General features: G+C 69.4%; 22 protein-coding genes and 2 tRNA genes. 8 read left to right on the top strand and 16 right to left on the bottom strand.

The features are described from left to right. Nucleotides 1–6 precede the first annotated feature (6 nt). Genes ACIOD2_RS18050 through ACIOD2_RS18035 form a run of 4 tightly spaced genes read right to left on the bottom strand, consistent with a single transcriptional unit; the run spans nt 7 to nt 4,845 of the window. Nucleotides 7–867 carry a carbohydrate ABC transporter permease gene (locus ACIOD2_RS18050; RefSeq protein ID WP_400539135.1) on the bottom strand — a complete coding sequence of 287 codons (861 nt, stop codon included), beginning with the start codon at nt 865–867 and terminating at the stop codon, nt 7–9. Continuing rightward, on the bottom strand, nt 864–1,823 hold the full coding sequence (locus tag ACIOD2_RS18045) for a carbohydrate ABC transporter permease (protein WP_400539133.1): 960 nt from the start codon (nt 1,821–1,823) through the stop codon (nt 864–866). The genes ACIOD2_RS18050 and ACIOD2_RS18045 overlap by 4 nt, the downstream gene beginning before the upstream one ends. Next, nucleotides 1,820–3,175 (bottom strand): ABC transporter substrate-binding protein, encoded by a 1,356-nt coding sequence (locus tag ACIOD2_RS18040; protein WP_400539131.1) that lies wholly within the window; start codon nt 3,173–3,175, stop codon nt 1,820–1,822. The genes ACIOD2_RS18045 and ACIOD2_RS18040 overlap by 4 nt, the downstream gene beginning before the upstream one ends. A 17-nt stretch (nt 3,176–3,192) precedes the next feature. Continuing rightward, nucleotides 3,193–4,845, bottom strand: a complete 1,653-nt coding sequence (locus ACIOD2_RS18035) for a glycoside hydrolase family 13 protein (protein ID WP_400539129.1) — start codon at nt 4,843–4,845, stop codon at nt 3,193–3,195. 151 nt (nt 4,846–4,996) lie between these two features. On the opposite strand from ACIOD2_RS18035, the gene ACIOD2_RS18030 reads away from it, so the two are divergent. Beyond that, entirely contained in the window at nt 4,997–6,037 is a 1,041-nt protein-coding gene (locus tag ACIOD2_RS18030; protein WP_400539127.1) for a LacI family DNA-binding transcriptional regulator, read from the top strand. Nucleotides 6,038–6,055: 18 nt separating this feature from the next. Here the strand turns inward: ACIOD2_RS18030 and ACIOD2_RS18025 are convergent, their stop codons facing one another. From ACIOD2_RS18025 to ACIOD2_RS17985, 9 genes are all read right to left on the bottom strand, one after another. Further along, complete coding sequence (locus ACIOD2_RS18025) at nt 6,056–6,817, bottom strand: DUF6339 family protein (RefSeq protein ID WP_400539125.1); 762 nt, start codon at nt 6,815–6,817, stop codon at nt 6,056–6,058. Next, a complete protein-coding gene (locus ACIOD2_RS18020) occupies nt 6,814–7,704 on the bottom strand; it encodes a hypothetical protein (protein ID WP_400539123.1) in 891 nt (296 codons plus the stop codon). Before ACIOD2_RS18020 ends, ACIOD2_RS18025 begins: the two co-directional genes overlap by 4 nt. Continuing rightward, nucleotides 7,701–9,542 carry a hypothetical protein gene (locus ACIOD2_RS18015; protein ID WP_400539121.1) on the bottom strand — a complete coding sequence of 614 codons (1,842 nt, stop codon included), beginning with the start codon at nt 9,540–9,542 and terminating at the stop codon, nt 7,701–7,703. The genes ACIOD2_RS18020 and ACIOD2_RS18015 overlap by 4 nt, the downstream gene beginning before the upstream one ends. Further along, the gene (locus ACIOD2_RS18010) at nt 9,539–10,537 is read right to left on the bottom strand and encodes a PD-(D/E)XK motif protein (protein ID WP_400539119.1); all 999 of its coding nucleotides are present in this window, start codon (nt 10,535–10,537) and stop codon (nt 9,539–9,541) included. The genes ACIOD2_RS18015 and ACIOD2_RS18010 overlap by 4 nt, the downstream gene beginning before the upstream one ends. Beyond that, the gene (locus tag ACIOD2_RS18005; RefSeq protein ID WP_400539117.1) at nt 10,534–13,125 is read right to left on the bottom strand and encodes a Z1 domain-containing protein; all 2,592 of its coding nucleotides are present in this window, start codon (nt 13,123–13,125) and stop codon (nt 10,534–10,536) included. The genes ACIOD2_RS18010 and ACIOD2_RS18005 overlap by 4 nt, the downstream gene beginning before the upstream one ends. 238 nt (nt 13,126–13,363) lie before the next feature. After that, complete coding sequence (lon, locus tag ACIOD2_RS18000) at nt 13,364–15,766, bottom strand: endopeptidase La (RefSeq protein ID WP_400539115.1); 2,403 nt, start codon at nt 15,764–15,766, stop codon at nt 13,364–13,366. A 100-nt stretch (nt 15,767–15,866) separates the two neighbouring features. Continuing rightward, on the bottom strand, nt 15,867–16,715 hold the full coding sequence (locus ACIOD2_RS17995; RefSeq protein WP_400539113.1) for an SAM-dependent methyltransferase: 849 nt from the start codon (nt 16,713–16,715) through the stop codon (nt 15,867–15,869). Further along, entirely contained in the window at nt 16,712–17,566 is an 855-nt protein-coding gene (locus ACIOD2_RS17990; protein WP_400539111.1) for an SAM-dependent methyltransferase, read from the bottom strand. Before ACIOD2_RS17990 ends, ACIOD2_RS17995 begins: the two co-directional genes overlap by 4 nt. 70 nt (nt 17,567–17,636) lie before the next feature. Continuing rightward, the gene (locus ACIOD2_RS17985) at nt 17,637–18,575 is read right to left on the bottom strand and encodes a GNAT family N-acetyltransferase (RefSeq protein WP_400539109.1); all 939 of its coding nucleotides are present in this window, start codon (nt 18,573–18,575) and stop codon (nt 17,637–17,639) included. A gap of 249 nt (nt 18,576–18,824) precedes the next feature. Here ACIOD2_RS17985 and ACIOD2_RS17980 point away from each other — a divergent pair, with 249 nt between their 5' ends. The 6 genes from ACIOD2_RS17980 to ACIOD2_RS17955 all read left to right on the top strand — a co-directional run bounded on the left by ACIOD2_RS17980 (nt 18,825) and on the right by ACIOD2_RS17955 (nt 22,888). Further along, nucleotides 18,825–21,470, top strand: a complete 2,646-nt coding sequence (locus ACIOD2_RS17980; protein WP_400539107.1) for a putative bifunctional diguanylate cyclase/phosphodiesterase — start codon at nt 18,825–18,827, stop codon at nt 21,468–21,470. A gap of 80 nt (nt 21,471–21,550) precedes the next feature. Further along, nucleotides 21,551–21,623, top strand: a tRNA-Thr gene (locus ACIOD2_RS17975). Between the two features lie 50 nt (nt 21,624–21,673). After that, a tRNA-Met gene (locus tag ACIOD2_RS17970) sits at nt 21,674–21,746 on the top strand. Nucleotides 21,747–21,797: 51 nt separating this feature from the next. Continuing rightward, the gene (gene rpmG, locus ACIOD2_RS17965) at nt 21,798–21,962 is read left to right on the top strand and encodes a 50S ribosomal protein L33 (RefSeq protein WP_005152047.1); all 165 of its coding nucleotides are present in this window, start codon (nt 21,798–21,800) and stop codon (nt 21,960–21,962) included. Nucleotides 21,963–22,043: 81 nt separating this feature from the next. Next, nucleotides 22,044–22,493, top strand: coding sequence for a MaoC family dehydratase N-terminal domain-containing protein (locus ACIOD2_RS17960; RefSeq protein WP_400539104.1), 450 nt, complete (start codon nt 22,044–22,046; stop codon nt 22,491–22,493). Then, entirely contained in the window at nt 22,490–22,888 is a 399-nt protein-coding gene (locus ACIOD2_RS17955; RefSeq protein WP_400539102.1) for a MaoC family dehydratase, read from the top strand. Before ACIOD2_RS17960 ends, ACIOD2_RS17955 begins: the two co-directional genes overlap by 4 nt. A 58-nt stretch (nt 22,889–22,946) precedes the next feature. Here the strand turns inward: ACIOD2_RS17955 and ACIOD2_RS17950 are convergent, their stop codons facing one another. From ACIOD2_RS17950 to ACIOD2_RS17940, 3 genes are read right to left on the bottom strand one after another with little or no spacing between them, the layout of a single operon-like run. Continuing rightward, nucleotides 22,947–23,852, bottom strand: coding sequence for an SGNH/GDSL hydrolase family protein (locus tag ACIOD2_RS17950; protein ID WP_400539100.1), 906 nt, complete (start codon nt 23,850–23,852; stop codon nt 22,947–22,949). 35 nt (nt 23,853–23,887) lie between these two features. Beyond that, nucleotides 23,888–24,850: a hypothetical protein gene (locus ACIOD2_RS17945; RefSeq protein ID WP_400539098.1), complete on the bottom strand. Its 963-nt coding sequence runs from the start codon at nt 24,848–24,850 to the stop codon at nt 23,888–23,890. Next, nucleotides 24,847–25,197, bottom strand: coding sequence for a GntR family transcriptional regulator (locus ACIOD2_RS17940; RefSeq protein ID WP_323329483.1), 351 nt, complete (start codon nt 25,195–25,197; stop codon nt 24,847–24,849). Before ACIOD2_RS17940 ends, ACIOD2_RS17945 begins: the two co-directional genes overlap by 4 nt. Before the next feature lie 136 nt (nt 25,198–25,333). Between ACIOD2_RS17940 and ACIOD2_RS17935 the strand changes: the two genes are divergently transcribed. Next, a complete protein-coding gene (locus tag ACIOD2_RS17935; RefSeq protein WP_257921896.1) occupies nt 25,334–25,549 on the top strand; it encodes a hypothetical protein in 216 nt (71 codons plus the stop codon). Nucleotides 25,550–25,551 lie beyond the last annotated feature (2 nt).

The following is a 25,551-nucleotide window of genomic DNA, read 5'->3' as shown; positions in this document are numbered from 1 at the left end:
AGAGAATCAGCCTTTGACGGCTCCGCTCAAGGCGTTGCCGCGCAGGAACATCCGCTGGAACACGAGGAACAACACGACGGGGATGACCGTCGAAATAGCCAGAGCGGCGAGGAAGACGTCGAGCTCGACGAACTTCTGCAGCGCCGGCAGCCGGACCGAGAGCGGCTGGACCGCCGGGTCGGGCAGCACCAGCATCGGCCAGAGGAAGTCCTTCCAGGCCGCCACGATCGCGAACACCGAGACGACGCCGAGGATCGGGCGGGACATCGGCAGCACGACCGACCAGAACAACCTCAGCGGGCCCGCGCCGTCAACGCGAGCGGCCTCGAACACCTCACGCGGGAGGTTGTCGAAGAACCGTTGCACCAGAAGGATGTTGAACGCGCTGGCACCCGACGGCAGCCAGACCGCCCAGAACGAGTTGATCAGCGAGAAGTCCACCATGGACAGGTACAGCGGCACCAGGAGCACGACCCCCGGCACGAACAACGTCGTCAGGACGACGCCGGTGAGCACCCGCCGGTAGCGCGGCCGCAGCACCGACAGCGCGAACCCGGCCGTCGTCGCGACGAGCAGCTGCACCAGCCACGACCCGGCGGCGACCCACACGGTGTTGAGGAAGTACTTGTCGATCTGCACGCGGTTCCACGCCGTGGCGAGGTTGGCGAAGTCGATCCCGTGCGGCCACAACGCGAGTGGGTCGCGCAGCGTGTCCTGCGTCGGCGTGACGGCCGCCTTCGCCAGCCACAGCATCGGCCCCAGCCCGGCCAGGAACAACGCCGCGAGCAGGAGCGTGTGCAGGGTGCGGGTGGTGCGGCGGACGGCGGGCCGCCGCCAGTCCGACGGCGAGAGCAGGGCGCGCGTCATGACTTGCTCCAGGAGCGGGTGAGGCGGAAGTACACGGCGGAGAACAGGCCCAGGACCAGGGCGAGCAGGACGCTCAACGCGGTCGCCGCGCCGTAGTCGCCGCCGAGGCTGTCGGCGAAGGCGTAGTTGTAGACGAGCAGCAGGATCGTGGTCGTCGAGCGCGCCGGGCCGCCGCCGGTGAACAGGAACGGCTCGAGGAACACCTGCGCGGTGCCGACGATCTGCAGGATGAACGTGATCAGCAGGACCCCGCGCAGGTTCGGCAGCGTGACGTGCCAGACCTTGCCCCGGACCGACGCGCCGTCGATCTCGGCCGCCTCGTACTGCTCGGGCGGGACGCTGGTCAGCGCGGCCAGGTAGATGATGATCGTGGCGCCGGCCGCGGCCCACGTCGCCTCCGCGACCAGCGAGAACATCGCCGTCGACGCCGACTGCAGCCACGGCGACGGGCTGAGGCCGACGGCGCCGAGCACGGTGTTGAACACCCCGTTCGGGCTCGCGTCGTAGAAGAACTTCCACAGCAGCACGGCCACCACCGGCGGGATCACCACCGGCAGGTAGGCCAGCGCGCTGTAGAGGCCCTTCGCCCGCCGGACCTCGCTCATCAGCACCGCGGCGACCAGCGGGATCGGGTAGCCGAGCAGCAGCGCGAGCACGGCGAACCACAGCGTGTTGCCGACGGCGTTCCACAGCTGCGGATCACCGAGGACGGCGCGATAGTTGTCCAGGCCGACGAACACCGGGTCCGAGACGAGGTTCGTCTGCTGGAAGCTCATCACGACGGCCTGGCCGATCGGCCGCCACGAGAACAGCCCGAACACCACCAGCATCGGCAGCAGGAACAGCACCGTGCCGAGGCCGCCGCGGCGCACCCACGTCAGCGGGGTGCGCCGCCGGCGGGCCCGGGCCGGCGGCCGCGAGGACGCCGTCGCCGGCCGGGCCGCCGTGAGCGTCACGGCTTGTCCAGCAACGCCTGGGCCTGCGTCTGCGCGTCGGCCAGCAGCGCGGGGATGTCCGCGCCGCGGTCGGTCAGGACCTTCTGCGCCACCGGGTCGAGCAGGCCGTAGACCTGCTGGGTGGAGCGCGTCGGCTCCGGGATCAGCGGCTGGCCGAACATCTTGTCCGTGTACGGCGTCATCTGCTTCACCGGCACGTTGACGTACTGCGCGATCCAGCCCATCCGCTGGTCGAAGGTGGCCTTGTCGAACACCGGCAGCTCGGGCGAGCCGACGGCCTCACCCGAGTCGGCCGTCGTCTTCGCGTCGGCGACCGCGGCGGCCTGGTCAGCCTGCTTCTGCAGGTAGTAGAAGTCGATCCACTTCACGGCCGCGGCCTTCACCGGGTCCTTCGCCTTGGCGTTGACCGCGGCGAGGGTGCCGCCGCCGAGCACGCCGGCGCCCGGGCCGTCGAGCGGGAGGGCCGTGACGCCGTAGTCGTCCGCCTTGATCGCGTTCTGCGCCTTCAGCGAGCCGTAGTTGCCGCCGCCGGAGACGTACATCCCGATCCGGCCGGCGGCGAAGTCCTGGTTGATGCCGTTCCAGTCGTAGAGGAAGTTGGCGCCCATGCTGTTGTCGTCCCAGCGCATGGTGTGGACGGTCTGCAGCGCGCGGGCCATCTGCGGGGTGTTCAGCGTGGCCGTCGCCTTGTCGCCGGTCAGCTGCTCGGTGCGGCCGCCGAAGGCGTAGTCGAGCGTGGCGAGGATCCAGCCGCCGGTGTTGTCCGTGGTCAGCTGGGCGTAGCCGGCCTGACCGGTCTTCTGCGCGATCTGCTTCGCGTCCGCGCGGATCTCGTCCCAAGTGGACGGTGGCGTGTCCGGGTCGAGCCCGGCCTGCTTGAACAGCGTCCGGTTGTAGTGCAGCGCCTGGCCGTGCGCGGCGATCGGGACGGCCCACATCTTGCCGTCGTCGGCCGAGCCGGCCTTCGCGACTTCGGGGTTGAACTTCTTCGCGTACGGGAGGCCGGCGACCAGGTCACTGATGTCGGCGATCTGGCGGCGTTCGATCAGGCCGCGGCCGTCGGTGAACGGCATCGTGAGGACGTCCGGCAGCGTGCCGCCCGCCAGCTGCGCGGTGAACGTCGTCGCGTCCCACTTGAACTCCTGCGGGACCAGGTCGATCTTCGGGTTCGCGGTCTCGAACTGCGTCACCCGGGCGTTGAACGCGGCGACCGCGCCCTGGTCCAGGCCCGGTTCGATGGACACCTTGACGACGGTCTTGCCGTCCGCGGTCGTGGTGTCGTCGGTGCCGGAACAGGCGGTCAGCGCGGCGGCGGCGCACAGGCACACCACGGCGATCTTCGAGGACTTCATCGTCACTCCTGGCGGGTTTACTGGACTCGCAGCCAGACGGCTGTGTCGGTGGGCAACTGGGAGCCGGCCAGCTCGCCGCTGGCGAGCAGGATTTCGAGGTGGGCGGGCAGGTCGATCGGGGTTTCGCCGAAGTTGACCAGGCAGAGCAGGTCGGCGCCACGGCGGAAGGCGAGGACGTCGTCGGTGTCTTCGGCCGCCCAGGCGAACTCCTCACCACGCAGCGCGGGTTCGGACCGGCGCAGCGCGATCATGGTGCGGTAGAGCGTCAGCATCGACCGCGGATCGCCGTCCTGCCGCTCGACCGAGTAGTCACCCCAGTTCGCGGGCTGGGGCAGCCAGGGGGTGCCGGCGCCGAAGCCGAACGCGCTGTCCGCGTCGGACGTCCAGGGCAGCGGGACGCGGCAGCCGTCACGGCCGGGGTCGGTGCCACCGGAGCGGAAGTGCATCGGGTCCTGCAGCACGCTCAGCGGCAGGTCCTCGACCTCGGGCAGGCCCAGCTCGTCACCCTGGTAGACGTACAGCGAGCCGGGCAAGGCCGCCGACAACAGAGCGGCCGCGCGGGCGCGGCGCTGAGCCTTCGCGAGGTCGGTGGGGATGCCGAAAGCGCGTGCCACGAAACCGAACGAGCTGTCCTCGCGGCCGTAGCGGGTGGCCGCGCGGGTGACGTCGTGGTTGGACAGCACCCACGTCGGCGGCGCGCCGACCGGGCCGTGGGCGTCCAAAGTGGACACGATGGCGGTGCGCAGTTCCCCGGCGTCCCACGGGCGCATCATGAAGTCGAAGTTGAACGCCGTGTGCATCTCGTCCGGCCGCAGGTAGCGGGCGAAGCGGTGCGGGTCGGCCAGCCAGACCTCGCCGACCAGGACGCGCGGCTCGGCGTAGGAGTCGGCGACGGCCCGCCAGCCGCGGTAGATGTCGTGGATCTCGTCGCGGTCGACGAACGGGTGCGCGTCCGGCGTCACCTCGTTGGGCAGCGCGGGGTCCTTGACCGGCATGGTCGCCGAGTCGATGCGGATGCCCGCGACCCCCCGGTCGAACCAGAACCGCAGGACGCGCTCGTGCTCGGCGCGGACGTCCGGGTGGTTCCAGTTGAGGTCCGGCTGCTCGGGCGCGAACAGGTGCAGGTACCAGTCGCCGGGGGTGCCGTCCGGGTTCGTGGTGCGGGTCCAGGTGCCGCCGGAGAAGCTGGACTCCCAGTCCGTCGGCGGCAGTTCACCGTGCTCGCCGCGGCCCGGGCGGAACCAGAACCGTTGGCGCTCCGGCGATCCCGGCCCGGCGGCGAGCGCGGCTTTGAACCACTCGTGCTGGTCCGAGACGTGGTTGGGGACGATGTCCACAATGGTCTTGATGCCCAGCCCGGCGGCCTCGGCGATCAGCTGCTCGGCCTCGTCGAGGGTGCCGAACGCCGGGTCGATGACGCGGTAGTCGGCGACGTCGTAACCGCCGTCGGCCAGCGGCGAGGAGTACCAGGGCGTGAACCAGATGGCGTCCACGCCGAGGCTTTCGAGGTGCGGCAGGCGGGCGCGGACGCCGGCGAGATCGCCGGTGCCGTCACCGTTGCCGTCGGCGAAACTGCGCGGGTAGATCTGGTAGATGACCGCACCGCGCCACCACGGCGCCGCCTGCTCGGCGGGTGCGGTCAGCGGGTCGGTCGAGATGTCTGTGGTCACGGGACTCCCGTTCTGGCTCAACGGTTTCCGGAGCGCGGCGAAGGGTGCGGACCGGCGTCCGCATGGATTAGGTTTAGCGCTATACCTCGATAGACGGTAATGTCGTCCCCGGCCGCTTGTCAACGGCCGGTCCCGTAACCTTGGGGCCCGGGTGAGCGAGAGGAGACCGAGGGTGCGCGTCACGCTGCGGGAGGTCGCCGAGCAGGCGGGCGTGAGCATGATGACCGTGTCGAACGTGATGAACGGCAACCGCGCGCGGGTTTCACCGAGCACCATCGAGAAGGTCCAGCGCATCGCGGACGAGCTCGGGTACGTCCCGAGCGCGTCGGCCCGCAGCCTCGCGACCAAGGCGTCCCGGCTGGTCGGCCTGCTGGTGCCGGCCGCCGACGAGGACAGCCTGATGATCAGCCCGCACACCATGGCGATCGTCGGCCTGATCGAGCGTGAGCTGCGCAAGTACGGCTACCACCTGCTGCTGCGCGGGGTCGCCCACCCGGACGAGGTCGCCGAGGCGCTGCGCTCGTGGAGCCTCGACGGCGCGATCCTGCTGGGTTTCCTCGACGAAGAGGTCGGCAAGCTGACCAAGAAGACCATCGGCGCGGTCCACGTCGTCGCGATCGACAGCTACTCGGCCAACCGCCTCACGACGGGAACGCGCTCCGACGACTTCGCGGGCGCCCGGCTGGCCGCGCGGCACCTACTCGACCTGGGCCACCGCCGGATCCTGTTCGCCGGCCCGGCGTTCAGCGGCGTCGGCGTGGTCCACGAACGTTTCGAGGGTTTCGGCCAGGCGTTCGCGGACGCCGGCGTCGCGCGGCCGGACCTGGTGGAGACGGTCAACACGACGTACGCCGAAGGCCGCGAACTCGGGCTCGTGCTGGCCGATCGCCATCCGGGCATGACGGCGTTGTTCGCGACGGCGGACATCCTCGCGGTCGGCGTCGTCCACGGCCTGACCGAGGCGGGCGTCCGGGTCCCGCAGGACGTCTCGGTGGTCGGCTTCGACGACCTCGACCTGTGCAACTACGTGACACCGAAGCTGACGACCGTCGCCCAGGACATCACCCGCAAAGCCGCGACGGCGGTGTCGATCCTGCTGGACTCGATCGAGAAGGACGAACGCCCGAAGCACCCGGTGACGATCGACGTCTCGCTCGTCGAACGCGAGTCGACGGCTCCGGTGCGCGGCTGAACACGGGGAGCTCCCGGCTTACCTCCGCAGCTGAAGAGCCGTCACCACTTCGTCCGCCACCTCGGCAACCTGCCTGCCGAGATCTTCGTCGTCCAAGGCTTCGAAGTCGACGATCGCCCCGAGCCGCCTAAATCTCTTGAGCAGCTCACGCAACACGGTGCGCTCGTCCTTCTGCTCCACACCCAGTCGCGGCCAAGTACGGGCGAGGGCGCGGATGAGCGTCCGGCTGCCTCCGAGAGAGCGTCGCCGCGAGAAGATCTGGTCGAACGCGCTTTCTCCGAACACCCCGATCAGCGCGTACCGGTCACCGACGGCGCGCGGGTCCTCGAGCAAGTGCGCACGCCACCAGAGCCTGCCGAACACGTGGCGGGTGATGTCGGTGTCGAGGACTCGATCGCCCGGTGCCCTCGGGTACCGCCAGTAGGCGACATCGGGCAGGAGTACCAAGGCCAGGAACGCCCAGGTCGATCGCACGGACGCCTCGGCGGGCACGAGCCCGCTGCGCTCGTGCAGAAGCTTGGCGACGCGCAGGTCGAACTCCGCGCGTCCGTCTCGCGTGCCCGGGTAGGGGTAGTTCGCCTTGACGGCCTCGGCCAGTATCTCTTCTCGAAGTGCTTGGAGCTGCTCGGTGTGGACGCGCGTCCCGCCGGTAGCCGTGAAGATCGCCGAGCGGTGGCGGAGTGCCGATTTCCGCCGAAGCTCTTCGACCTCCATGCCGACGTATTCCTCGTGGAGCTCACGAGCCACCCGGCCGAGCAGGCGTGGGTAAAGGGCGCTCACGCCTCCTCCTTCAGCAGACCGGCTGCGGCCTGGATCCGAGCAACGAAATACGCCGGATCCTGGGTGTGCTCACGCCGGAGGGTTCCGAGGTCGTTTTCGAAATGCTGCCTGAGCACCGCCTGAAGCACGGCGCCCGTCGAGCCGGTCGGGTACTCCGTCGAAAGGTCGAAGTCCTCCTCGACCACGGCCTTTTCGACGAGACTGCGCAACGTGTCGGATCGCAGCATCGACAGCACGGCCGCGCTGCGTGCGGGATCGCCCGCCGCACGACCGGTCACCACATCCACGACGTTCTTCCGCTTCTCGTTGACAAGCAGCAGCAGTGAACCCAGGGCCGCGTCCTCCAGCCCGCCGCCGATGTCCAGGATCCAGGGGGCGTCCGCCGGGTAGGTGGACGAACCGAAGTCGGTCACGACGATCGGGAACTGGGTTGCGTCCCCACGGAGGCGGACGTCGCGCCGGTCGGCCCACAACACGCTGCCCGGTCGCCGGGGGGCGATCTTCGAGATCGTGCCGCCCGGGCTGATCAGGACGAGGGAGAGGTCGAGTCCCAGCGTGCCGCCGAGGTCGGTGCCGGGCAGGTCGAACTCCACCGAAAGTTCCACGCCGTCGGTCGGCGGGACCGGTGCACGCCATGCGCGTCCACGCAACAGCGAACCGGACGCCGTCCAGCGGACCGAGACGGCCAGTTCGGCGTCGTCTTTCAATCCGCATTCATTTCGCGCCCGAGCGCCGTCCACGACCAGCGTCCGCCGCAGCGGCAGCACTGTGTCGTAGTCCCAGTCCGGGAGGTCGTCGGCCAGTTCGGTCAACTCTCCCGCGAGAGTCCAGGGAGCGGCGCGGACGATGTCCTCGGAAGGTCTGCGATAGGGGTGGACGACGCTCATGAGGCCTCCTCGACGAGCAGACCCTCGACGGCCACGTCGATCAAGGTGTCCGGCACGCTCCGGACCCGCAGCTCGACCTCGACGGGCGCGATGACGAAGCAGGTGTCCGATTCGAACTCGCCCGCAGGTGTCCGCCAAGAGTGCACCGAGGGTGGGACGGCACCGACCGGAGCCTCGTCCTCGCGTCCGTCCACGGTCATGACCGTGAGCTTGGCGGTCAGGGCCACCGGACCGGTTCCGCCGACGGTCAACTGTTGGAAGATCAGAGGCTCGCCTGCGAGTTCTTCCAGCACGGGTGCACCGACCATGGTGACCGGGCCACGAACTCGGGCCCGTCGCGCGACGGGCTCGTCACTCGGCTTGCCGGATCCCGGGGGCTTGGCCGGTCCCGGTCCCGATTTCGGCGTTTCTTCGGCGTAGGCGGCGGCGATCAGGCCGCCGAGGAACCTGCTCGCGGACCCGAGTGGCAAACCGGCGACCGGGGGAGTCGACGTCTCCGGTCGTTTGAAGTCCGCCAAGCGTTCCTTGATCCGGGTGAACGTCGTCCGGACGAACGTCTTGTTGGCACCCTGCAACTGTTCGTGCACCCAGTTGTCGTGGGTCGGCGGTTCCGCGGCCGAGTACACCTCGTCGAGTTCGTCCATCGCCCGGAAGACCCCGGCGTAGGCGACGTTCGTGGAGAACGTCTCCGGGCCTTCGAAGTACCTGACGACGAGTTCCGGCGAGCGCATGAGGCACACGTGGTGCGGATCGTCCGGCACACCCGCGTAGGCGGCGGCCTTGGTACCGCCGTTCTTCTCCATCGGCAGGACGCGGCGCTTCGCGAGCGAAAACCGGCCGAGATCCTTCTTCGGACTTCCGCACTTGAGGATCTCGGCGTCCGGCAGCCGGGCGCTCCGGTACGCCTTGACGAAGAGGTTCAAGGGATACGAGGCCGCGGGATCGGGGACGGGCACGTCGGTGCCCTCGACGCGCACCTGCGGGACCAGTCGGTCGTCGCCTCGCTCGTCCAACATCAGAGGCCAGGTGTGCCAGGCGATGGTCTCGGCGAGGTGATGGCCGGCCGAGGTGGCGTCCTCGAATTCGTCGAGCTCGGGGGCGACCACCACGAGAGTTGTACCGGTTTCGCCCGGCGCGAAGACGCGGAGGCCGAGGCTGCGGGCAACCTGGTCGGCCTCGTCGCCCGTCAGCGGCTCCACGTGTTCGTCCTCTACACGGCCCCACCAGTGCCTGCCGGTGTACGGCCGCGGGTCGACGTGTTCCCGCAGTTCGAACGACGCTCCCAACGCGATGCCGATCAACCGCGAGACTCGCTGCCCGGAGCTGTCGGACGTGCGCGTGTAGACGAGGACCGTGCCCACCTTCGACAGCCGGTAGAGCACGGCCTTGCCGTAGCCGTAGGTGCCGCCACCCTGTTCGGTGTCCCGCTTCTCGCCGACGTTCAGCACGAACGAGATCCAGTCGCGGCGGCCGTCGGTGAGTTCGTCGGCTCTGGTCGGACCGCCCAGCCCGGCGGTGCCCCGGTCGGACACCGTCAGGAGCCGAACCGGCGGCTCACGCAGGACTCGGCCCACACCCAGATGCCGTTCCACACGGGCGGCGGGCGTCAGCAAGCGTTCCCACACGGGACGTTGTGCGGCGGCCACCGTGTCGATTTCGAGTCGGTACGTAACCGGGCCGGTGCGCAGGCGGGCGTCCCAGGAGTTCTGCACGGTTTCCCGGACGAAGACGGTGAGCGGATCGACGGGCGGCCTGCCCAATTGGTTCCGGATGCCTTCGGAGGTGATCGCCCCGGTTGGCGGGAAGGGCTGGGACCACCACCGCGCCTGCTCGTTCACGATGCTCCAGAGACGAAGAGAACGAAGTCGGCAACTTCGTGTTCGAGTGCTTTCGGGCTGTCGAGGTCGACCGAATAGACGAGGTCGTCAATGCCGGGTTCGAGCGCGTCACCGGTGAGGGACGCGGGCACGATCCGAGGGAATCCGTCGTCCACTCGGTAGCACCTTCGCTCGAGGATTTCGTAGCGGATCGAGGAATACCGATCGACGTCACGTTCGCGGTAGCCCAACTCGGCAAGCCCCCTGCGGATGGGCGAGGGATTGTCGGCCAGGGCCAGCACGTCTTCGATCAGGTCCGGCACCGATGTCCCAGAGGCCGTCCTCAGCAGGCGGAACCACACCAGGCCGAGGTCCCCGCCTGCCGGCGACTCCAGCTGGTCGATGCCGTGGACCCGGATCGTCCGGCCCTCCGGCGCGGTTGTCGTCTTCACTTCGATTGCGTTGCCGGCGAGGTGGAAGTCCTTCGCGGTGCCGCCCGGCCCGTGCCAGCTCTCGGCGAGCCCCGAGTCCTGCTGCAGAAGCCGGCGGAGGACCGACAGCTCACCGAACAGCCCGGCGAGAGCCTGGGCGTTCAACGGTCCTTGTGCACCGGACAGGAGCTGACGCCACTCGTCGAGCACCCGGCGAAGGGCTCGGACCGCCTTTTCCGGGTTTTTGGCCACGGCCTCGAGCACGTCCTCGCAGAGGGACGTGAACACATCTTGCAGCGACGGGTCAAGCAGCACCAAGTCCGCATAGTGCCGGTACTGGACTGCGTCCTCGAGCGGCTTCATGACCAAGTGCACGGCTCGGCCGGTCAAGTCGGGTTCGACAGTCTGACGCGCCGCCAGCGGAACAAAGAGGTGGCTGTTCCCCGATGTGTCGATGCCCAGCAGAACCGGTCCCTGCGGGGTGTCCACCGGGACCGGGCTCGTGACGATCGTCGAACCCGAACTGCGTGCCGCGACCTCCAGCACGCGCCAGCGATCGACGACGACGTCACGCAGCTCGGTCATTCTTCTTCCTCGTCGTCGATCTCCAGCGCGTCGACGTCGTCCTGCTCCACGAGGTTCGCCGAGTAGTACTCCGCCTCGATCTTGTCATCTTCGCCTGCGGGGTGCGGGAAGAGGAGCGCGGTTCCCATGACCACGTCGGCAGGCGCGTCGAGAGGTGCACGACCCGTAGCCTTGGTATGCGAGACCGGGTCGATCGGATACAGCAGCAGAAGACCCACATCGGGGACCTGTGCTTCCCGCAGCTTCTCTATCTCCAAACGCTTCGGCTGCTCGTGACCGCTAGGGAGGGACAGATCCAGCGTAGTGTCGCGGGCGCTGGTCAGGGTCTTGATGTCAGCGGGCTCGTCCGAGGCGATGCCGGACTCGAGGTCGATCCGGGCGCGTCGAACCATTCCGATATCGATGGTGGAATCGGGCTTATAACGCTGGGCATCGTCATCGTTGCTGCCGATGACGGCAACGTTCCACTGCTTCAGAGCGCCTACGCGCAGCCTCTTCTCGATGTAGCCGAGCAGGCGGCGGCGGTCGGCCTCCGTGGACTTGCGGTGGAATTCGTACTCCGCAAGGTATCGAGTGACCCCTTCGTGCGGGACGTCTTTGAACAGCACACGGTTCTTGTCGGGATCCACTCGCGAACTACTCGCGGAAAGACAGTCTTCGATCAGAGTCTTGGCTGCTCGAGCGTTCTTCTCGAGCCACGACTTGCCTTCGGGACGGACGTCGAAGTACCGGGACTCGATGAGGTGGCCACCGTACGCTGCCTCGGCCTTGACCGCGTCCTTCATTTTCGCCTTCGCCGTGATCAGCAGCTTCGGATGCGAACGCAGTCGGACCGCGAAGGTCATCGGGTTTTCGTTGGTGGTCATGTAGCGGTCGATGTCTACGCGCATCTCGGCTTCGACCGTGGCGAGGTGGCGGAACCAGCCCTGGAGCTCGTCGGTCATCCAGATGCGGGGCAGGTCGGCGTAGCCGTCGCGGTAACCGAACCAGCGTCCCATCTGCAGCAGGGTGTCGTAGGCCGAGGCGCCGCGGACGAACAGGCTGCACACGAGTCCCTCGAGGGTGAGGCCTCGGGACAGGGTGTTGCCGCCCACCGCAATCGTGGTCACCGGGCCGGAGTCGTAGTCCAGCCGGTCTTTGCTGCGGTAGTTGTCGACGACCAGGGTCGTCTCGCGGACCACGTCGTGGAGCCGGGGGAGGAGTTCGTCGAACGAAACCGGGATTTCGCCGAGGTCGTCCGCCCGCACCTTCGCGGTCTCCTCGGTCCACTGCAGCCGCAGGTCGTCCAGCAGTTTCCGGGATTCCCGGTTGAGACCGTCGAGTGTTCTGGACCGGAAGGCCTTCAACACCGGTACGAACCCGAAGTGGACGCCGGAGTCGACGCTGGTGTGGATGAGCATCGACGAGTGCGGATTGCCGGTGCCTCGCACCCGGCGAGCCGCCGTGGCCAGCCAGAACCAGCGGACAGCCGCCTCCAGTGAAGGAGTCAGTGCGGGTGCGAAGGTGGGGGCTTCCTTTTTGTTCTTGGGTTTGAGGTCTTCGACCTCGTCGTCCGGGACCCGGCGGATCATGTCGTAGCCGCCGGGGACGTCGGCGGCGTCCTCCCAGTCCAGGGGCTCACGCCCGAACAGGACCTCGGTGCCCTGGTGACCGATCGGCTTCGGCAGGTTGACGATGAAGTCCCGGGGATAGAAGTCCTCCGTGACCGAAGGATCGATCAGGAGGTTCGCGAACGGCGTCGCCGTGTACCCGATGTAACCGACCTTCGGGAACTTGCTCAACACTTTGAAGAGCAGCGGGTTGATCTTCTTCGTCGCGACCGTGGACTGGTCGGCCTCGTCGTCGATGATCAGCGTGGGGCAGTTCTCGAGGTATTCGTGCGCCGTCCCGAGCCAGGCATTGAGTTTTCGCAACACGGCGGCGTTCTTCTTCACGACCAAGAGCAAGTGCTGATCCTTGGCCGCCAGGTAGGCCGCGGCATTGCCTCGCTCGCCGAAGTCCCGTTCCGGGGTGGTGACCTCGTGCCACAGTTCCGGGTTCGCGGCGATCAGGTCGTTCTTCAGACGGATCTGGGTCTGCTTTCGCAGTGCGTTGTGGACGCCGGAAAGCACGATGAACAGCTTGTATCCCCGGTCGGCGGCCTTGGCCATGACGGCCGTGAAATTGGTCGTCTTACCCGACTGGACGAAACCCACGACCAGACCGCGGGTGGAGAATTCCGCCAGCTTCGGGTGCTCCAGCAGGGAGACCACCTTCGTCGACGCGTCGTCGACGGCCTTGACGGCGTCCTCGTTCCGATACTTGTCCCGCAACGACTGTTCGAGCGACGGCCAGTTCCGGTCGCCAGACTGCGGACCCGTGTACCAGGTCATCCGGTTGTCGCGGTAGACGGAATGAGGTTCGTCCATGTCGCGGACCCGAATGCACTCGTGCTCATGGCGTTCGACGATTCTTCTGACGATGTCTTCGGGCACGCCCATCCGGCGGATGCGACGAGCCGCTTCCGCCGGCGTGAACTTCTCGACGATTGCCCGGAAGACCTCGTAATCCTCCTGGATCTCCGAGTCTTCCGCGAGCGATTTCGTCACGTGCGCTCCAACGTCGTCGATTCGTCCGGGCGCGGCTGAGCCCGGATCACCCCACTCTAGGAACCTGATCGACGATCCGCACGGTCCTGTTACGCCCTGTGTTCTTTCGTGATCCCGATACCCCGAATGGAGTACTGTGCTGCATTCGGGCAGTCACCACCGCCCGTCCGGACATAGGAAACGGCCGGTTTCCCTTGGGGGAGAGGGAAACCGGCCGTTCAGGTGGCGGCGTTCGGGGTTACGCCGCCTGGGCAACCGGCGTTGAAGCCGGGGTCAGGGCGAGGTCGAGGACCTCGCGCACGTTCGCCACCGCGTGGACGTCCAGCTGGGACAGCACCTCGGCCGGGACGTCGTCCAGGTCCGGCTCGTTGCGCTGCGGGATGATCACCGTCTTCATCCCGGCCCGGTGGGCCGCCAGCAGCTTCTGCTTGACGCCGCCGATCGGCAGGACGCGTCCGGTCAGGGACACCTCGCCGGTCATCGCGACGTCCGCCTTGACCACGCGGCCCGAGAGCAGCGACGCCAGGGCCGTCGTCATCGTGACGCCGGCGGACGGGCCGTCCTTGGGCACCGCGCCCGCGGGGACGTGGACGTGGATGCCGCGGTTCTTCAGGTCACCGACCGGAAGTTCCAGCTCCGCGCCGTGCGAGCGCAGGTAGGACAGCGCGATCTGGACGGACTCCTTCATCACGTCACCGAGCTGGCCGGTCAGCTGCAGCCCGGACGCGCCGGACTCCTGGTCCGCCAGCGACGCCTCGATGTAGAGGACGTCACCGCCGGCCCCGGTGACCGCCAGGCCCGTGGCCACACCGGGGGTCGCGGTCCGCTGGGTCGACGCGGGCAGCGACGACTCCGGCAGGTGGCGCGGCCGGCCGAGGTAGGTCTCCAGGTCGGCGTCGTCGATCGTGAGCGGCAGGGACACCTCGTCCATCGCCACCTTCGTCGCGATCTTGCGCAGCACCTTCGCGATCGTGCGGTTCGCGTCGCGCACGCCCGCCTCGCGGGTGTACTCGGCGGCGATCCGGCTGAACGCGGCGTCCGTCAAGGCGACGTCGGCCGTGGCCAGGCCGGCGCGCTCCAGCTCGCGCGGGAGCAGGTGGTCGCGGGCGATGGTGACCTTCTCGTGCTCGGTGTAGCCGTCCAGCGTGACGAGCTCCATGCGGTCCAGCAGCGGGCCGGGGATGGTCTCGAGCGCGTTGGCCGTCGCCAGGAACACGACGTCGGACAGGTCCAGCTCGACCTCGAGGTAGTGGTCGCGGAACGTGTGGTTCTGCTCCGGGTCCAGCACTTCGAGCAGCGCCGCGGTCGGGTCGCCGCGGTAGTCGGCGCCGACCTTGTCGATCTCGTCGAGCAGCACGACCGGGTTCATCGAGCCGGCTTCCTTGATGGCGCGGACGATCCGGCCGGGCAGGGCGCCGACGTAGGTGCGGCGGTGGCCGCGGATCTCCGCCTCGTCGCGGATGCCGCCGAGGGCGACCCGGACGAACTTGCGTCCCATGGCCTTCGCGACGGACTCACCCAGCGACGTCTTACCGACTCCGGGAGGGCCCGCGAGGGCGAGCACCGCGCCCGAACGACGTCCGCCGACCGGGCCGAGACCCGATTCCGCGCGACGCTTGCGCACGGCCAAGTACTCGATGATGCGTTCCTTGACGTCGTCGAGGCCGGCGTGGTCGGCGTCCAGGACGGCCCGCGCGGCGGCGATGTCGTAGACGTCCTCGGTGCGCTCGTTCCAGGGCAGCTCCAGGACGGTGTCCAGCCAGGTGCGGATCCAGCCGCCCTCGGGGGACTGCTCGGACGTCCGGTCCAGCTTGTCCACCTCGGCCAGCGCGGCCTTCTTCACGGCGTCCGGCAGCTCGGCACCTTCGACGCGGGCGCGGTAGTCCGTGTCGTCGGTGGAGCCGTCCAGCTCACCCAGCTCCTTGCGGATCGCTTCGAGCTGGCGGCGCAGCAGGAACTCCTTCTGCTGCTTCTCCATGCCTTCGGAGACGTCCTTGCGGATCGTGTCGGTGACCTCGAGCTCGGCCAGGTGCTCCTTGCTCCACTCGAGCGCCTTCTCCAGGCGTGCGGTGACGTCGAGCGTGGTGAGCAGCTCGACCTTCTGGTCGGTGTCGAGGTACGGCGCGTTGCCGGACAGATCGGCGACCGCGGACGGGTCCTCGACCTGCTGGACGGCGTCGATCAGCTGCCAGCCGCCGCGCTGCTGGAGGATCGAGATGACAACGGCCTTGTACTCGGCCGCGAGCTTCGCGGTCTGGTCGCCGGTGGTTTCGGGGGCGTCCTCGGCGTGCACCCAGCGGGCGGCACCGGGGCCGTCGGCCATCCGGCCGACGAGCGCGCGGGCCGTGCCGCGCAGCAGCACGGCGGCCTTGCCACCGGGCACGCGCCCGATGCGCTCGACCGTGGCGACGGTGCCGTACTCGGCGTACTCACCGTGGACGCGCGGGACGATCAGGACCTCGGCCTTGGTGGCGCCGGTCGAGCGGATGCCGGGGAAGGACGCCTGGCTCGGCGTCCCGGCCTGGGCGGACTCCACCGCGGCCCGCGTCTCGGTGTCGGTGAGGTCGAGCGGGACGACCATGCCCGGCAGCACGACGTCGTCATCGAGCGGGAGCACGGGCAGGAGGCGGGTGTCGGACATGTGCACTCCTCGGGTAGTTGAGTCTGCCTAGCTCAACTCTCCGATAGGCGTGTTTGTTTCCGATGGTGCGTTCGCCCACAGCGATCAGCGAAACCGCAGGTCAGAGGCTTGGCCGGCGCGCCACCGCGCACCAGGCGAACGGCCGGGTCTCCAGGTCGATGGCGTTCGGCGGGGTCTCCGGCCGCCAGTCCGGCAACGATGTCATCCCCGGCGGCAACAGCGGCCAGCCGCCGAACCAGGGGAGCAGTTCTTCGGCCGTGCGCAGCCACGCCGGGTTCGTCGTGTCTCGGTAGGCGTCGATGAATCGTTTCACCTCGGCCGCGCGAACCGGTGGGGCGTCGTCGCGGCACGTGCCGTGGGTCAGGGCCAGCCAGCTGCCCGGGGCGAGCTTCGCGCGGTACGCCGCCATCAGGCCCTCGGGGTCGTCGGACGGGCCGACGAAGTGCATCACGGTGATCATCAGCAGGCACACCGGCCGTGACCAGTCGATCAGGTCCTCGGTCACGTCGTCCGCGAAGATCTCCTTCGGACGCCGGATGTCCCGCTCGACCAGGCCCGCCCAGTCCGTCGCGTCTTCCTTCTCCAGGATCAGCCGGGAGTGCGCGGCCGCCACCGGCTCGTAGTCGACGTACACGACCGACGCGCGTTCGCCGGCGGGCAGCAGGTCGCGGACGATCTCGTGCACGTTGCCCGCGGTCGGCACGCCGGAGCCGAGGTCGACGAACTGGCGGACGCCGGCGGCCATCGCGGCCTTGACGACCCGGTTCATGAACGCCCGGTTCTGCCGCGAGATCGGCCGGATCAGCGGCCACACCTTCTCGACGCGGCGGCCGAACTCGCGGTCGACCGCCCAGTGGTGGTTGCCGCCGAGGTACCAGTCGTAGACGCGCGCGGCGGACGGCTTCTCCGTGTCCACCCCCGCCGGGGCGATCGGTGCGGTTTCGTTCATCCGCCAGGCCTTTCCGCGATGCCGCACCACGCGTACGGGCGGGCTTCGGCTTCCAGGGCGTTCAGCTTCCGGTCGGGCCGCCAGTCCGGCAGGTGCACGATGCCCGGCTCCAGCAGTGGCCAGTCGCCGAACAGCGGCTCGATCTCGTCGCGGTCGCGCAGCCACACCGGGTTGCTCGTCTTCCGGTACTGCTCGACGAACCAGCGCAGCCCGGCCAGCATCTCGCCCTCGCCGTCACCCTCGCTCATCTGCGAGATCGCCAGCCAGCTGCCCGGCGCGAGCGCGTCGCGGTAGGCCTTGAGCAGGCCGTGCGGGTCGTCGTCCGGGCCGACGAAGTGCAGCACCGCCATCATCATCACGCAGACCGGCTGCGAAAAGTCGATCAGCCGCTTCGTCTCCGAAGCGCGCAGCACGGCCTTCGCGTCCCGCATGTCGGCCTGCACGATGCCGGCCCAGTCGGTCGCCGCCTCCTCTTCGAGGATGAGCGTCGCGTGGGCGACGGCGACCGGCTCGTAGTCGACGTAGACGACCGTGGCGTCGTGGTCGTCGGGCAGCTCGGCCTCGACGACCTCGTGCACGTTGCCGGCCGTCGGGACGCCGGAGCCGAGGTCGATGAACTGCCGGATCCCCGCCTTCAGCGCCGCGCGCACCGCGCGGTTCATGAACTCGCGGTTCTGCTTCGAGCCGGGGCGCACGAGTGGCCACTGCTGTTCCATGCGGCGGCCGAACTCGCGGTCCACGGCCCAGTTCTGCGTACCGCCGAGGTACCAGTCGTAGATCCGGGCCGCGGACGGCTTCTCCGTGTCCACACCCTCGGGTGCTCTGGGCGCGGCGTCCCGCTGCTCGTTCACGTCGGCTCCCCGTCCCTTGTACTGACATCAGCCTATAAGGACGGGGCACCCGGGGTAATCCGCCAGTAGTTCACCGAACGGCTGGGCGACGCTGCCAGTACGTCCACAGCGGGCGGTAACCCTGCGCGTACCAGAACGGCGTCGAGAGCGGGTTCGCCGCGGCGTGGTGCAGCAGGACGACGTCGGTGCCCTCCTCGTCGAGGACGTGGTGGGCGTGGGCCGCCAGCGCCGTGCCGACACCGGACGAGCGCGCCGCCTCGGCGACCGCCAGTGACGACAGGTACCCGACCCGGGTGGCGGCCACGCGGTCGCTGATCCAGCCGGTCTCGCCGGGGTGCTGGACGTTCACCATGCCGAGCGGACGGCCGTACAGCTCGGCGATCCACAGCGGCGGCTCCGGCCGGTTCAGCTGCTCGGCGAGGTCCTTGGCCATGATGTCCTCGACGCCCTGGCGCAGGTTGACCGTGCCGTACTGGGCGTCGTAGGAGTGCAGCTCCAGGCCCAGGGCGACGACCGTGTCGAGGTCGCCGGGCTCGGCGCGCCGGATCTTGACGCCCGGGGTGCCGTGCGGGCCCTCCGGGATCATCCGGTCGGCCGGGCGGACCGCGACGATCCGCAACGGCGCGAAGCCGTGGTGCAGCATTTCCCGCGCGCCGGCGGCGTCACGGCTGGCCCGGGGGACGACCGCGGCGGTCTCGGTGTCGCCACGCTCGGCGACCGCTCGCAGATGTTCATCCCATCGGGTGAGGAGGGCGTCGAGCGCACCGGCCGGGTGGGGGCCGGCGAGCTGGAGGTCGAGCCGGTGCTCGGTGAGGGCGCGCCACGGCGCGTTGGGGGCGTCGCGGTCCACCTGGACGCGGGAAGCGAGTCCCGACGCGGCCGAGTCGTCGGTGGCCACCTCCAGGACCACGGCGTTTTCGGCCGCTTCGAACGGAGAGGAGCCGGGGAGGAGGGGATCCACCGCCGCGAGTCGCGCCGCGTGCTCGGTGGCAATCACATCGCTGTGCATGGGGCACATTCAAGCGCTACCCGGCCGGGAATGCGTACAGAACCTCCCGGGAAGGGGTCGCGGCCCCCGCACCAGATGTTTCACCCCTTGGTCCACGCAGGTCAGCGCTATCGAGGCATTGTTAACCCTGGGGTGATCTCCTACTGTCTCGAAAGGGACATGAGTACGCCCTACGGGGTACGGTATGGCCCTTGTCCACACCTGACGTCACGGATCAGCGACCGTGGGCAATCCGGGAGGGAAGAACGGATGCCGGAGACCACCGCGCACGGCGACGCCGTCGCGCAGCCCGGGCCGGGCGGTCCCGCGACCGCGCCGATCCCCGCGGCCTCCGTCGAGGCACGGACCGACGAACGCCGGTTCCGCGCCTACACCTTCGCGGTACTGAGCCTGGGGCTCGTCGCCGCGTTCGCGGTCGGCTCGTGGCTGCCGTTCCACTGGGACAGCAAGCTGCTCTGGATCGGCCCGGTGCTCGCGGTCGCGTTCCTGCTCGCCGAGCAGCTCGGCATCAACGTCGACGTCCGCAGCGGCATCTCGTGGACCATCTCCTTCACCGAGATCCCGCTCGTCATCGGCTTCTTCATCGCGCCGTTCGAGGTCGTGCTGGCCGCGCACCTGGTCGCCGGCATCGGGACGCTGCTCGCGCGCAAGGTCGCCGGCCGTGTCCTCTACAACGCGGGCGCGTTCCTGCTCGAGATCACCGGCGCCTTCGCGGTCGCCGGCCTGGTGAAGGTCGCCGTCGGCGCCGGATCGGGCAGCGAGATCCCGTGGGTCGCCGCGCTCGCCGGCACGCTGACCGCGCCGCTCGTCAGCACGCTGCTCGCGCTGGCCGCGGTGCGCGTGCTGCGCCGTCGGATGCGCGTCAGCACCGCCGTCCGGCTCACCGCGCGGATCCTGGTCGTCGGGTTCGTCAACGCGTCGGTCGGCCTCTCCGGGTACCTCGTCATCTCGAACACGCCCAAGGCGTGGCCGCTGGTGCTCGCCGTCTTCCTCGGCCTCACCGCGCTCTACTGGGCCTACTCCGACCTGCTGCGCGAGCAGCGGGACATGGAGGCGCTCTCGGACGTCAGCCTGATGGTCGCCCGCTCCGGCCAGCAGGCCGCGGCGCGCCCGGCCAGCCGGGCCGACGAGCTCGTCGGCGGCGTCGACGTCCGCGAGTGGGCCACGATCGCCGAGCGCATCAAGGACCAGCTCGCCGCCGGCCGCGTCGTGCTGCGGCTGCGGCTGGAGCCGAAGGACACCATGCGCGTCGTCGTCGCCGGCGACGAGCTGCCGGCCGCCGACCCGGGCGCCGACGACCCGCTGCTGCGCCTGCCCGGCGCGCACGTCCGGCACTTCCGGATCACCGAAGCCAACCCGGACGTCCGCGCCGCGCTGCTCGACCGCGGCGCGCAGGAGGCGCTCGTCGTCCCGCTGCGCAGCGCGAACCAGCTGCTCGGCGTGGTCGAGGCGCACGACCGGCTGTCCCGCTGGCGCGGGTTCGGCAAGTACGACGTCCAGCTGCTCGGCACGATGGCCAGCCACCTCGCGACGTCGCTGGACAACCGGCGGCTGCTCGCGACCCTGCGCCACGACGCCTACCACGACCCGCTCACCGGGCACCTCAACCGGCCGGGCTTCCGGCAGGTGGCGAAGGAGCCGTTGCGGGACTTCGCGAACGCCGTGGTGCTGCGGATCGACCTCGACGTCTTCTCGACCGTCTCCGACGCGCTGGGTTACGCCTGGGCCGACCGGATGGTCATCGCCGCCGGCCGCCGCATCCGCGACGCGCTCGGCCCCGACGTCCCGCTGGCCCGCCTGGAAGGCGCGTCGTTCGCGGCGCTGCTCGTCGGCTGCGCGCCGGAGGACGCCCACCACGCGGCGGAACGGCTGCGCGAGGAGCTGTCCGCGCCGTACCCGGTCGACCGGCTTTCGGTCGAGGCCAACGCGATGATCGGCTACGCGACGACGACGCCCGAAGAGGCCGTCGACCCCGTCGACATCGAAGGCCTGCTCCAGCGGGCCGACGTCGCTGTTCGCGCTACCAAGGGCGGCGAAGAGGTCCGCGGCTACGTGCCGAGCATGGGCCAGATCTTCCTGCGCCGCTTCCAGATGGTCACGCAGTTCCGGCAGTCCCTCGAGGACGGCCAGGTCAGCGTCCACTACCAGCCCAAGATCACCCTGCCGAACCGGCAGGTCCAGGGCGTCGAGGCGCTCGTCCGCTGGGTGCACCCGGAGTTCGGCAGGCTCGGCCCGGACGAGTTCGTCCCGGCCATCGAGGCGGCCGGCCTGATCGGCGTGCTGACGTCGTTCGTGCTCGGCGAGGCCCTGAAGCGCTGCCGCAAGTGGCTCGACGAGGGCCTGCGGATCTCGGTGGCGGTCAACCTGTCGGTGCGCAACCTCGCCGACGAGGACTTCCCGAACAAGGTCGCCCGCGAGCTGGACCGCGTGGGCATCCCGCCCGAGCTGCTGACGTTCGAGCTGACCGAGTCCGGCGTGATGTCCGACCCGCAGAAGGCGTTGCCGATCCTGCGCGAGCTGCACTCGCTGGGCATCACGCTCGCGGTGGACGACTTCGGCACCGGGTACTCGTCGCTGGCCTACCTGCGGCAGCTGCCGGTCGACCAGGTCAAGATCGACAAGAGCTTCGTCCTCGGCATGGGCACCGACCTCGGTGACCTGGCCGTGGTCCGCTCGATCGTCGAGCTGGGGCACTCGCTCGGCCTGACGGTGGTCGCCGAAGGCGTCGAAGAGGACGTCGCGCGCGACCAGCTCGAGGCGATGGGCTGTGACGTCGCCCAGGGCTACCTCATCTCGCGGCCGCTGCCGGAGGACCGCCTGGAGGCGTGGCTGCAGGCCCGCACCGCGCGCTCGCCGGGGCGGCACTCGGAGACCGTGCTGACCCTGCTGACCTGAGGTTTTGCTCTTTCGGGACCCCGGTTGCACGACGGGGTGAAGGGACTTGGTAATCTTTCCAAGTCCTCGCGAGAGGCCAGGCCCCTTTAGCTCAGTCGGCAGAGCGTCTCCATGGTAAGGAGAAGGTCTACGGTTCGATTCCGTAAAGGGGCTCACGACCTCAGCCGCGTCACGCCTGCGTGTCGCGGCTTGGGTCATGTAAGGGCGGTGTAGCTCAGTTGGCAGAGCAAGCGGCTCATAATCGCTGTGTCGCCGGTTCAAGTCCGGCCACCGCTACGCGGTAACGACTGGGGCTGGCCCCCGGGACCTGAGAGAGAAGGAAACGCTGTGGCTGCCACCGACGTGCGACCCAAGATCACGCTGGCGTGCGAAGAGTGCAAGCACCGCAACTACATCACCAAGAAGAACCGGCGCAACAACCCGGATCGCCTGGAGATGAAGAAGTTCTGCCCGAACTGCGGTACGCACCGGACGCACAAGGAAACCCGCTGACCGCGTAGCGCGTTCGCACCAGCTTCGAAGAGCCGCCCTGGACCACCGGGGCGGCTCTTTGCTGTTGGTAGCCTCGTCGGCGTGCCCTTGGACGAGTCGTTCACCGGGCGGGTTTACCCGCCGCAGACCAGCTACGAAGTGAGCCGGGAGAAGATCCGGGAGTTCGCCGACGCGATCGGCGACCAGAACCCGGTCTACCGGGATGTCGACGCAGCGAAAGCCGCCGGTCACCCGGACGTCATCGCGCCCCCGACGTTCCTCACGATCATCAACCTCGCGTCGATCAACTCGATCGTCATGGACCCCGAGCTCGGTCTCGACTACTCGCGGATGGTCCACGGCGACCAGCAGTTCAGCTACACCCGTCCGGCCCACGCCGGTGACGTGCTGCTGCTGACGACGCACATCGACCGGATCATGGCCCGGGCCGGCAACGACTTCATCAACCTGCGCGCCGAGATCACCGACGCCGACGGCGGGCACATCGCCACCACGCGCGCGCAGCTCGTGGTGCGGGGGGAGGACGCGTGAACGTCGGAGACGAACTGGCCGCCATCGAGGTCCGGATCACCCGCGACCAGCTGGTGCGCTACGCCGGAGCGGCGCTGGACTTCAACCCGATCCACTGGAACGAGGCGTTCGCGAAGGAGGTCGGCCTCCCCGACGTCATCGCGCACGGCATGCTCACGATGGCGGTGGCCGGCCGTGTGGTCACGGACTGGCTCGGCGACCCGGGCCGCCTGGTCGACTTCAGCGCGCGCTTCACCCGCCCGGTCGTGGTCCCGAACACGCCGGAAGGCGCGGTCGTCGAGATCACCGGCAAGGTCGGCGCGCTGCAGGACGACGGCATCGCCCGCATCGACCTCGTGGTGAAGTCCGACGGCAAGACCGTGCTCGGCAAGCCCCAAGCCCTGATCCGCGTTTGAGGTCCGTGAAGGCCACATTGAGGGACTCAGAGTCCCTCAATGTGGCCTTCACGGACCGCTACGGCAGCTTCAGCAGGGACACCACGGCGTCGGCCATGCCCTGCTCGCCGCGGGCGTTCGGGTGCAGCGGGGCGGCGGGCGAGGCCGGGATGATGCCCTCCACCCAGCGCTTGTCCGACGCCGTGCAGACGTCGTGGCCCTTGCCGGGGGTCGCCGTGTCCGCGTAGCCCGCGCGGTGGGCCTTCGCCTGGTCCTCGAGCATCGCGTTCAGCTTGCCCAGCGTGTCGCGGAAGTACGCGACGTCGCCCGCGCCGAGGGGCAGGGCGGGCCAGCAGCCGTCGCCGTCGGGCAGGACCGTCGGGTAGCCGACCAGCACCACCTTCGCCCGCGGGGCCTTGGTGTGGATCTTGTCGAGCACCGCGCCCAGCTTCGGCGCGGTGGCGTCGATCCGCTCGGCGAGCTGGTCGTGCCCGCCCGCGGTCAGCCGGTCCTTGCAGGGTGACGCGGACGGGTGCGCCGTCGCGCAGGTGGGCGCCAGCGCCAGGAAGCCGACGTCGTTGCCGCCGATGCCGAGGGTCACCAGCGTCGTCTTCCCGGTCACCGCGTCCAGCTGGGGCGGGTTCGTGCCGTTCGACGTCTTCTGCGCGGCGGTGAGGCTCGCGGTGGTCGCGCCGCCGCAGCTGACGTCGGCGAACTCGGCCGGCTTCAGCTTCGCCGACACGAGGTGCGGGTAGTTGTCGTCGGACCGTTCGCAGCCCACCGGGGTGCCCGACTGCCGCCCGGTGCGCGGCGAGGACGTGTACGAGTCCCCCAGCGCGACGTAGCGGCCGCTGCCGCCGCCGGTGTCGTCACCGTCCGGCGGCGCCGCCGACGAACCGTGCTGCCACTTGTAGTACCCGAAGATCAGCAACCCGACCACGAGCACGACCACGAGACAGCCGCCCCCACCGCTCTTTTTCGCCACTCGTCCGTTTCTACCGGGCCGCGTGCCCCGCGGACCTAGTCAATCCGGGTGACGCCCTGCGCGATCAGGTCGTTCACCAGGCCGGCGCCGGTCTCCGGGTCGTCGACGCTCACCAGCACCGTCCGGCCGTTCTCCAGGGTCAGCGCCAGGGCCGGGCCGCCGCGCACCTTGTACGCCGTCGTGCCGGTCACCGCGTTGAAGCGGAGGCCGAGCCCGCCGTCGCCGAACGTCGTCAGCTCGCGCACGGTGGCCTCGCGGATGCCGCCCAGTTCGAGGTGCCGCCACGGGAAGCCGAGGAGGCCGAAGCGGATCGTCACGCCCGTGGCGTCCACCTTCGCCCGCAGCCGGTACGTCAACGCCGTGACCACCGCGCCGACGAAGCCGATCCAGACGGCCGTCGGCCACGGGAGCCCGGCGGGCAGGAAAGCGATCGCGACCGGGATCGCCAGTAGCGCCCAGAGCATCACCGGGTTCGACGCCCGGCCCGACCAGAACGCCCGCTGGCCCGGCTGGAGCCCGACACTCGGCCGGTACGCCCCGGCCGCGTGCTCGCGGGCCGGCGTGGGCAGGCCGCCGACGAACGCCGCCACGACGCCCAGCACCGCCACACCCAGCAGGAAGAGCAGGACGAGAGCGCCCCCGCGGGCCGCGTGCCAGTCCGGCACGTCGAGGTTCAGCGCGAGCGTCGACAGCAGGACGGCGGACGGCATCGCGGCGAGCCCGGCGCCGAGCCCGACGGACGGACGCGGCAGTGGCCGCCCGTTGCGCAGCCCGGCGACGGCGATGACCGCCACGACCGCGGTCACGACCGCGCCGAGCACCAGGCACACGGTGACGAACAGCCCGAGGGAGTTGGCGCTGTTCGGCCCGTCGTTCCAGTGCGTAGCGATGGGATCGGGCAGCCGGTCCCGCCACGCGTTCGCGAGGACGGCGGCGACGGCCAGGACCGCACCCGGCAGCACCGCCGTCGCGACCAGGACCCGGATCAGCTTGTTCATGAGTACTTCTCCTTGATCACCCCGGTGAGCTCGTCCGGGCCGACGCCCGCACGTTTCGCTTCGTCGACCAGCTCCGCGACGAGCTCGGTCAGCCGTGCCCGCGACGGTGCGTCGCCGAGCACGACGGCACCACGCCGTCGCCGCAGGTCGATGAGGCCTTCGTCGCGCAGCAGCGCGTACGCCCGCAGCACGGTGTGGACGTTGATCTCGAGCGACGCCGCCAGCTCACGGGCCGGCGGCAGCTGTTCACCCCGCGCCGGGCTGCCCCCGGCGAGGGCGCGGCGGATCGACGCCGCCACCTGTTCGAAGAGCGGGACGGGCGAACCCGGGTCGATGCGGACCAACATAGTTCTAACTGTACTAGAACTAACCGGCTTTGTGCGGGTGAACCTGAGTGAGGGAACGAGGGTTGCGTGAGACGCCGATCACGGCGAGGGTGGGGCCGCTCGAGAAAGCCGAACCGAGAAAGGCAGGAATAGCGCTGTGGGCCTGAACCTGAACAAGCTCGTCGACAAGGCTTACGAGGACAAGTCGATCAAGGAGCTGCTGGACGCCCCGCCGTCCGCGCTCGAGGGGCTCACGCCGAAGCACGACGAACTGCTCGCCGAGCTGAAGATCAAGACGATCCGCGACCTCGCCAACTGGAAGTACGCGGCCAAGGCGCAGGCGCTCGCCGCACTCGCCGACAGCGAGTCCTAGGG

Origin of the sequence: Amycolatopsis sp. NPDC088138 (assembly GCF_044741685.1) — a bacterium.
GTDB lineage: Bacteria > Actinomycetota > Actinomycetes > Mycobacteriales > Pseudonocardiaceae > Amycolatopsis.
The sequence above is the reverse complement of the archived record's forward strand: the minus strand, read 5'-3'. Positions and strand labels throughout refer to the sequence as shown.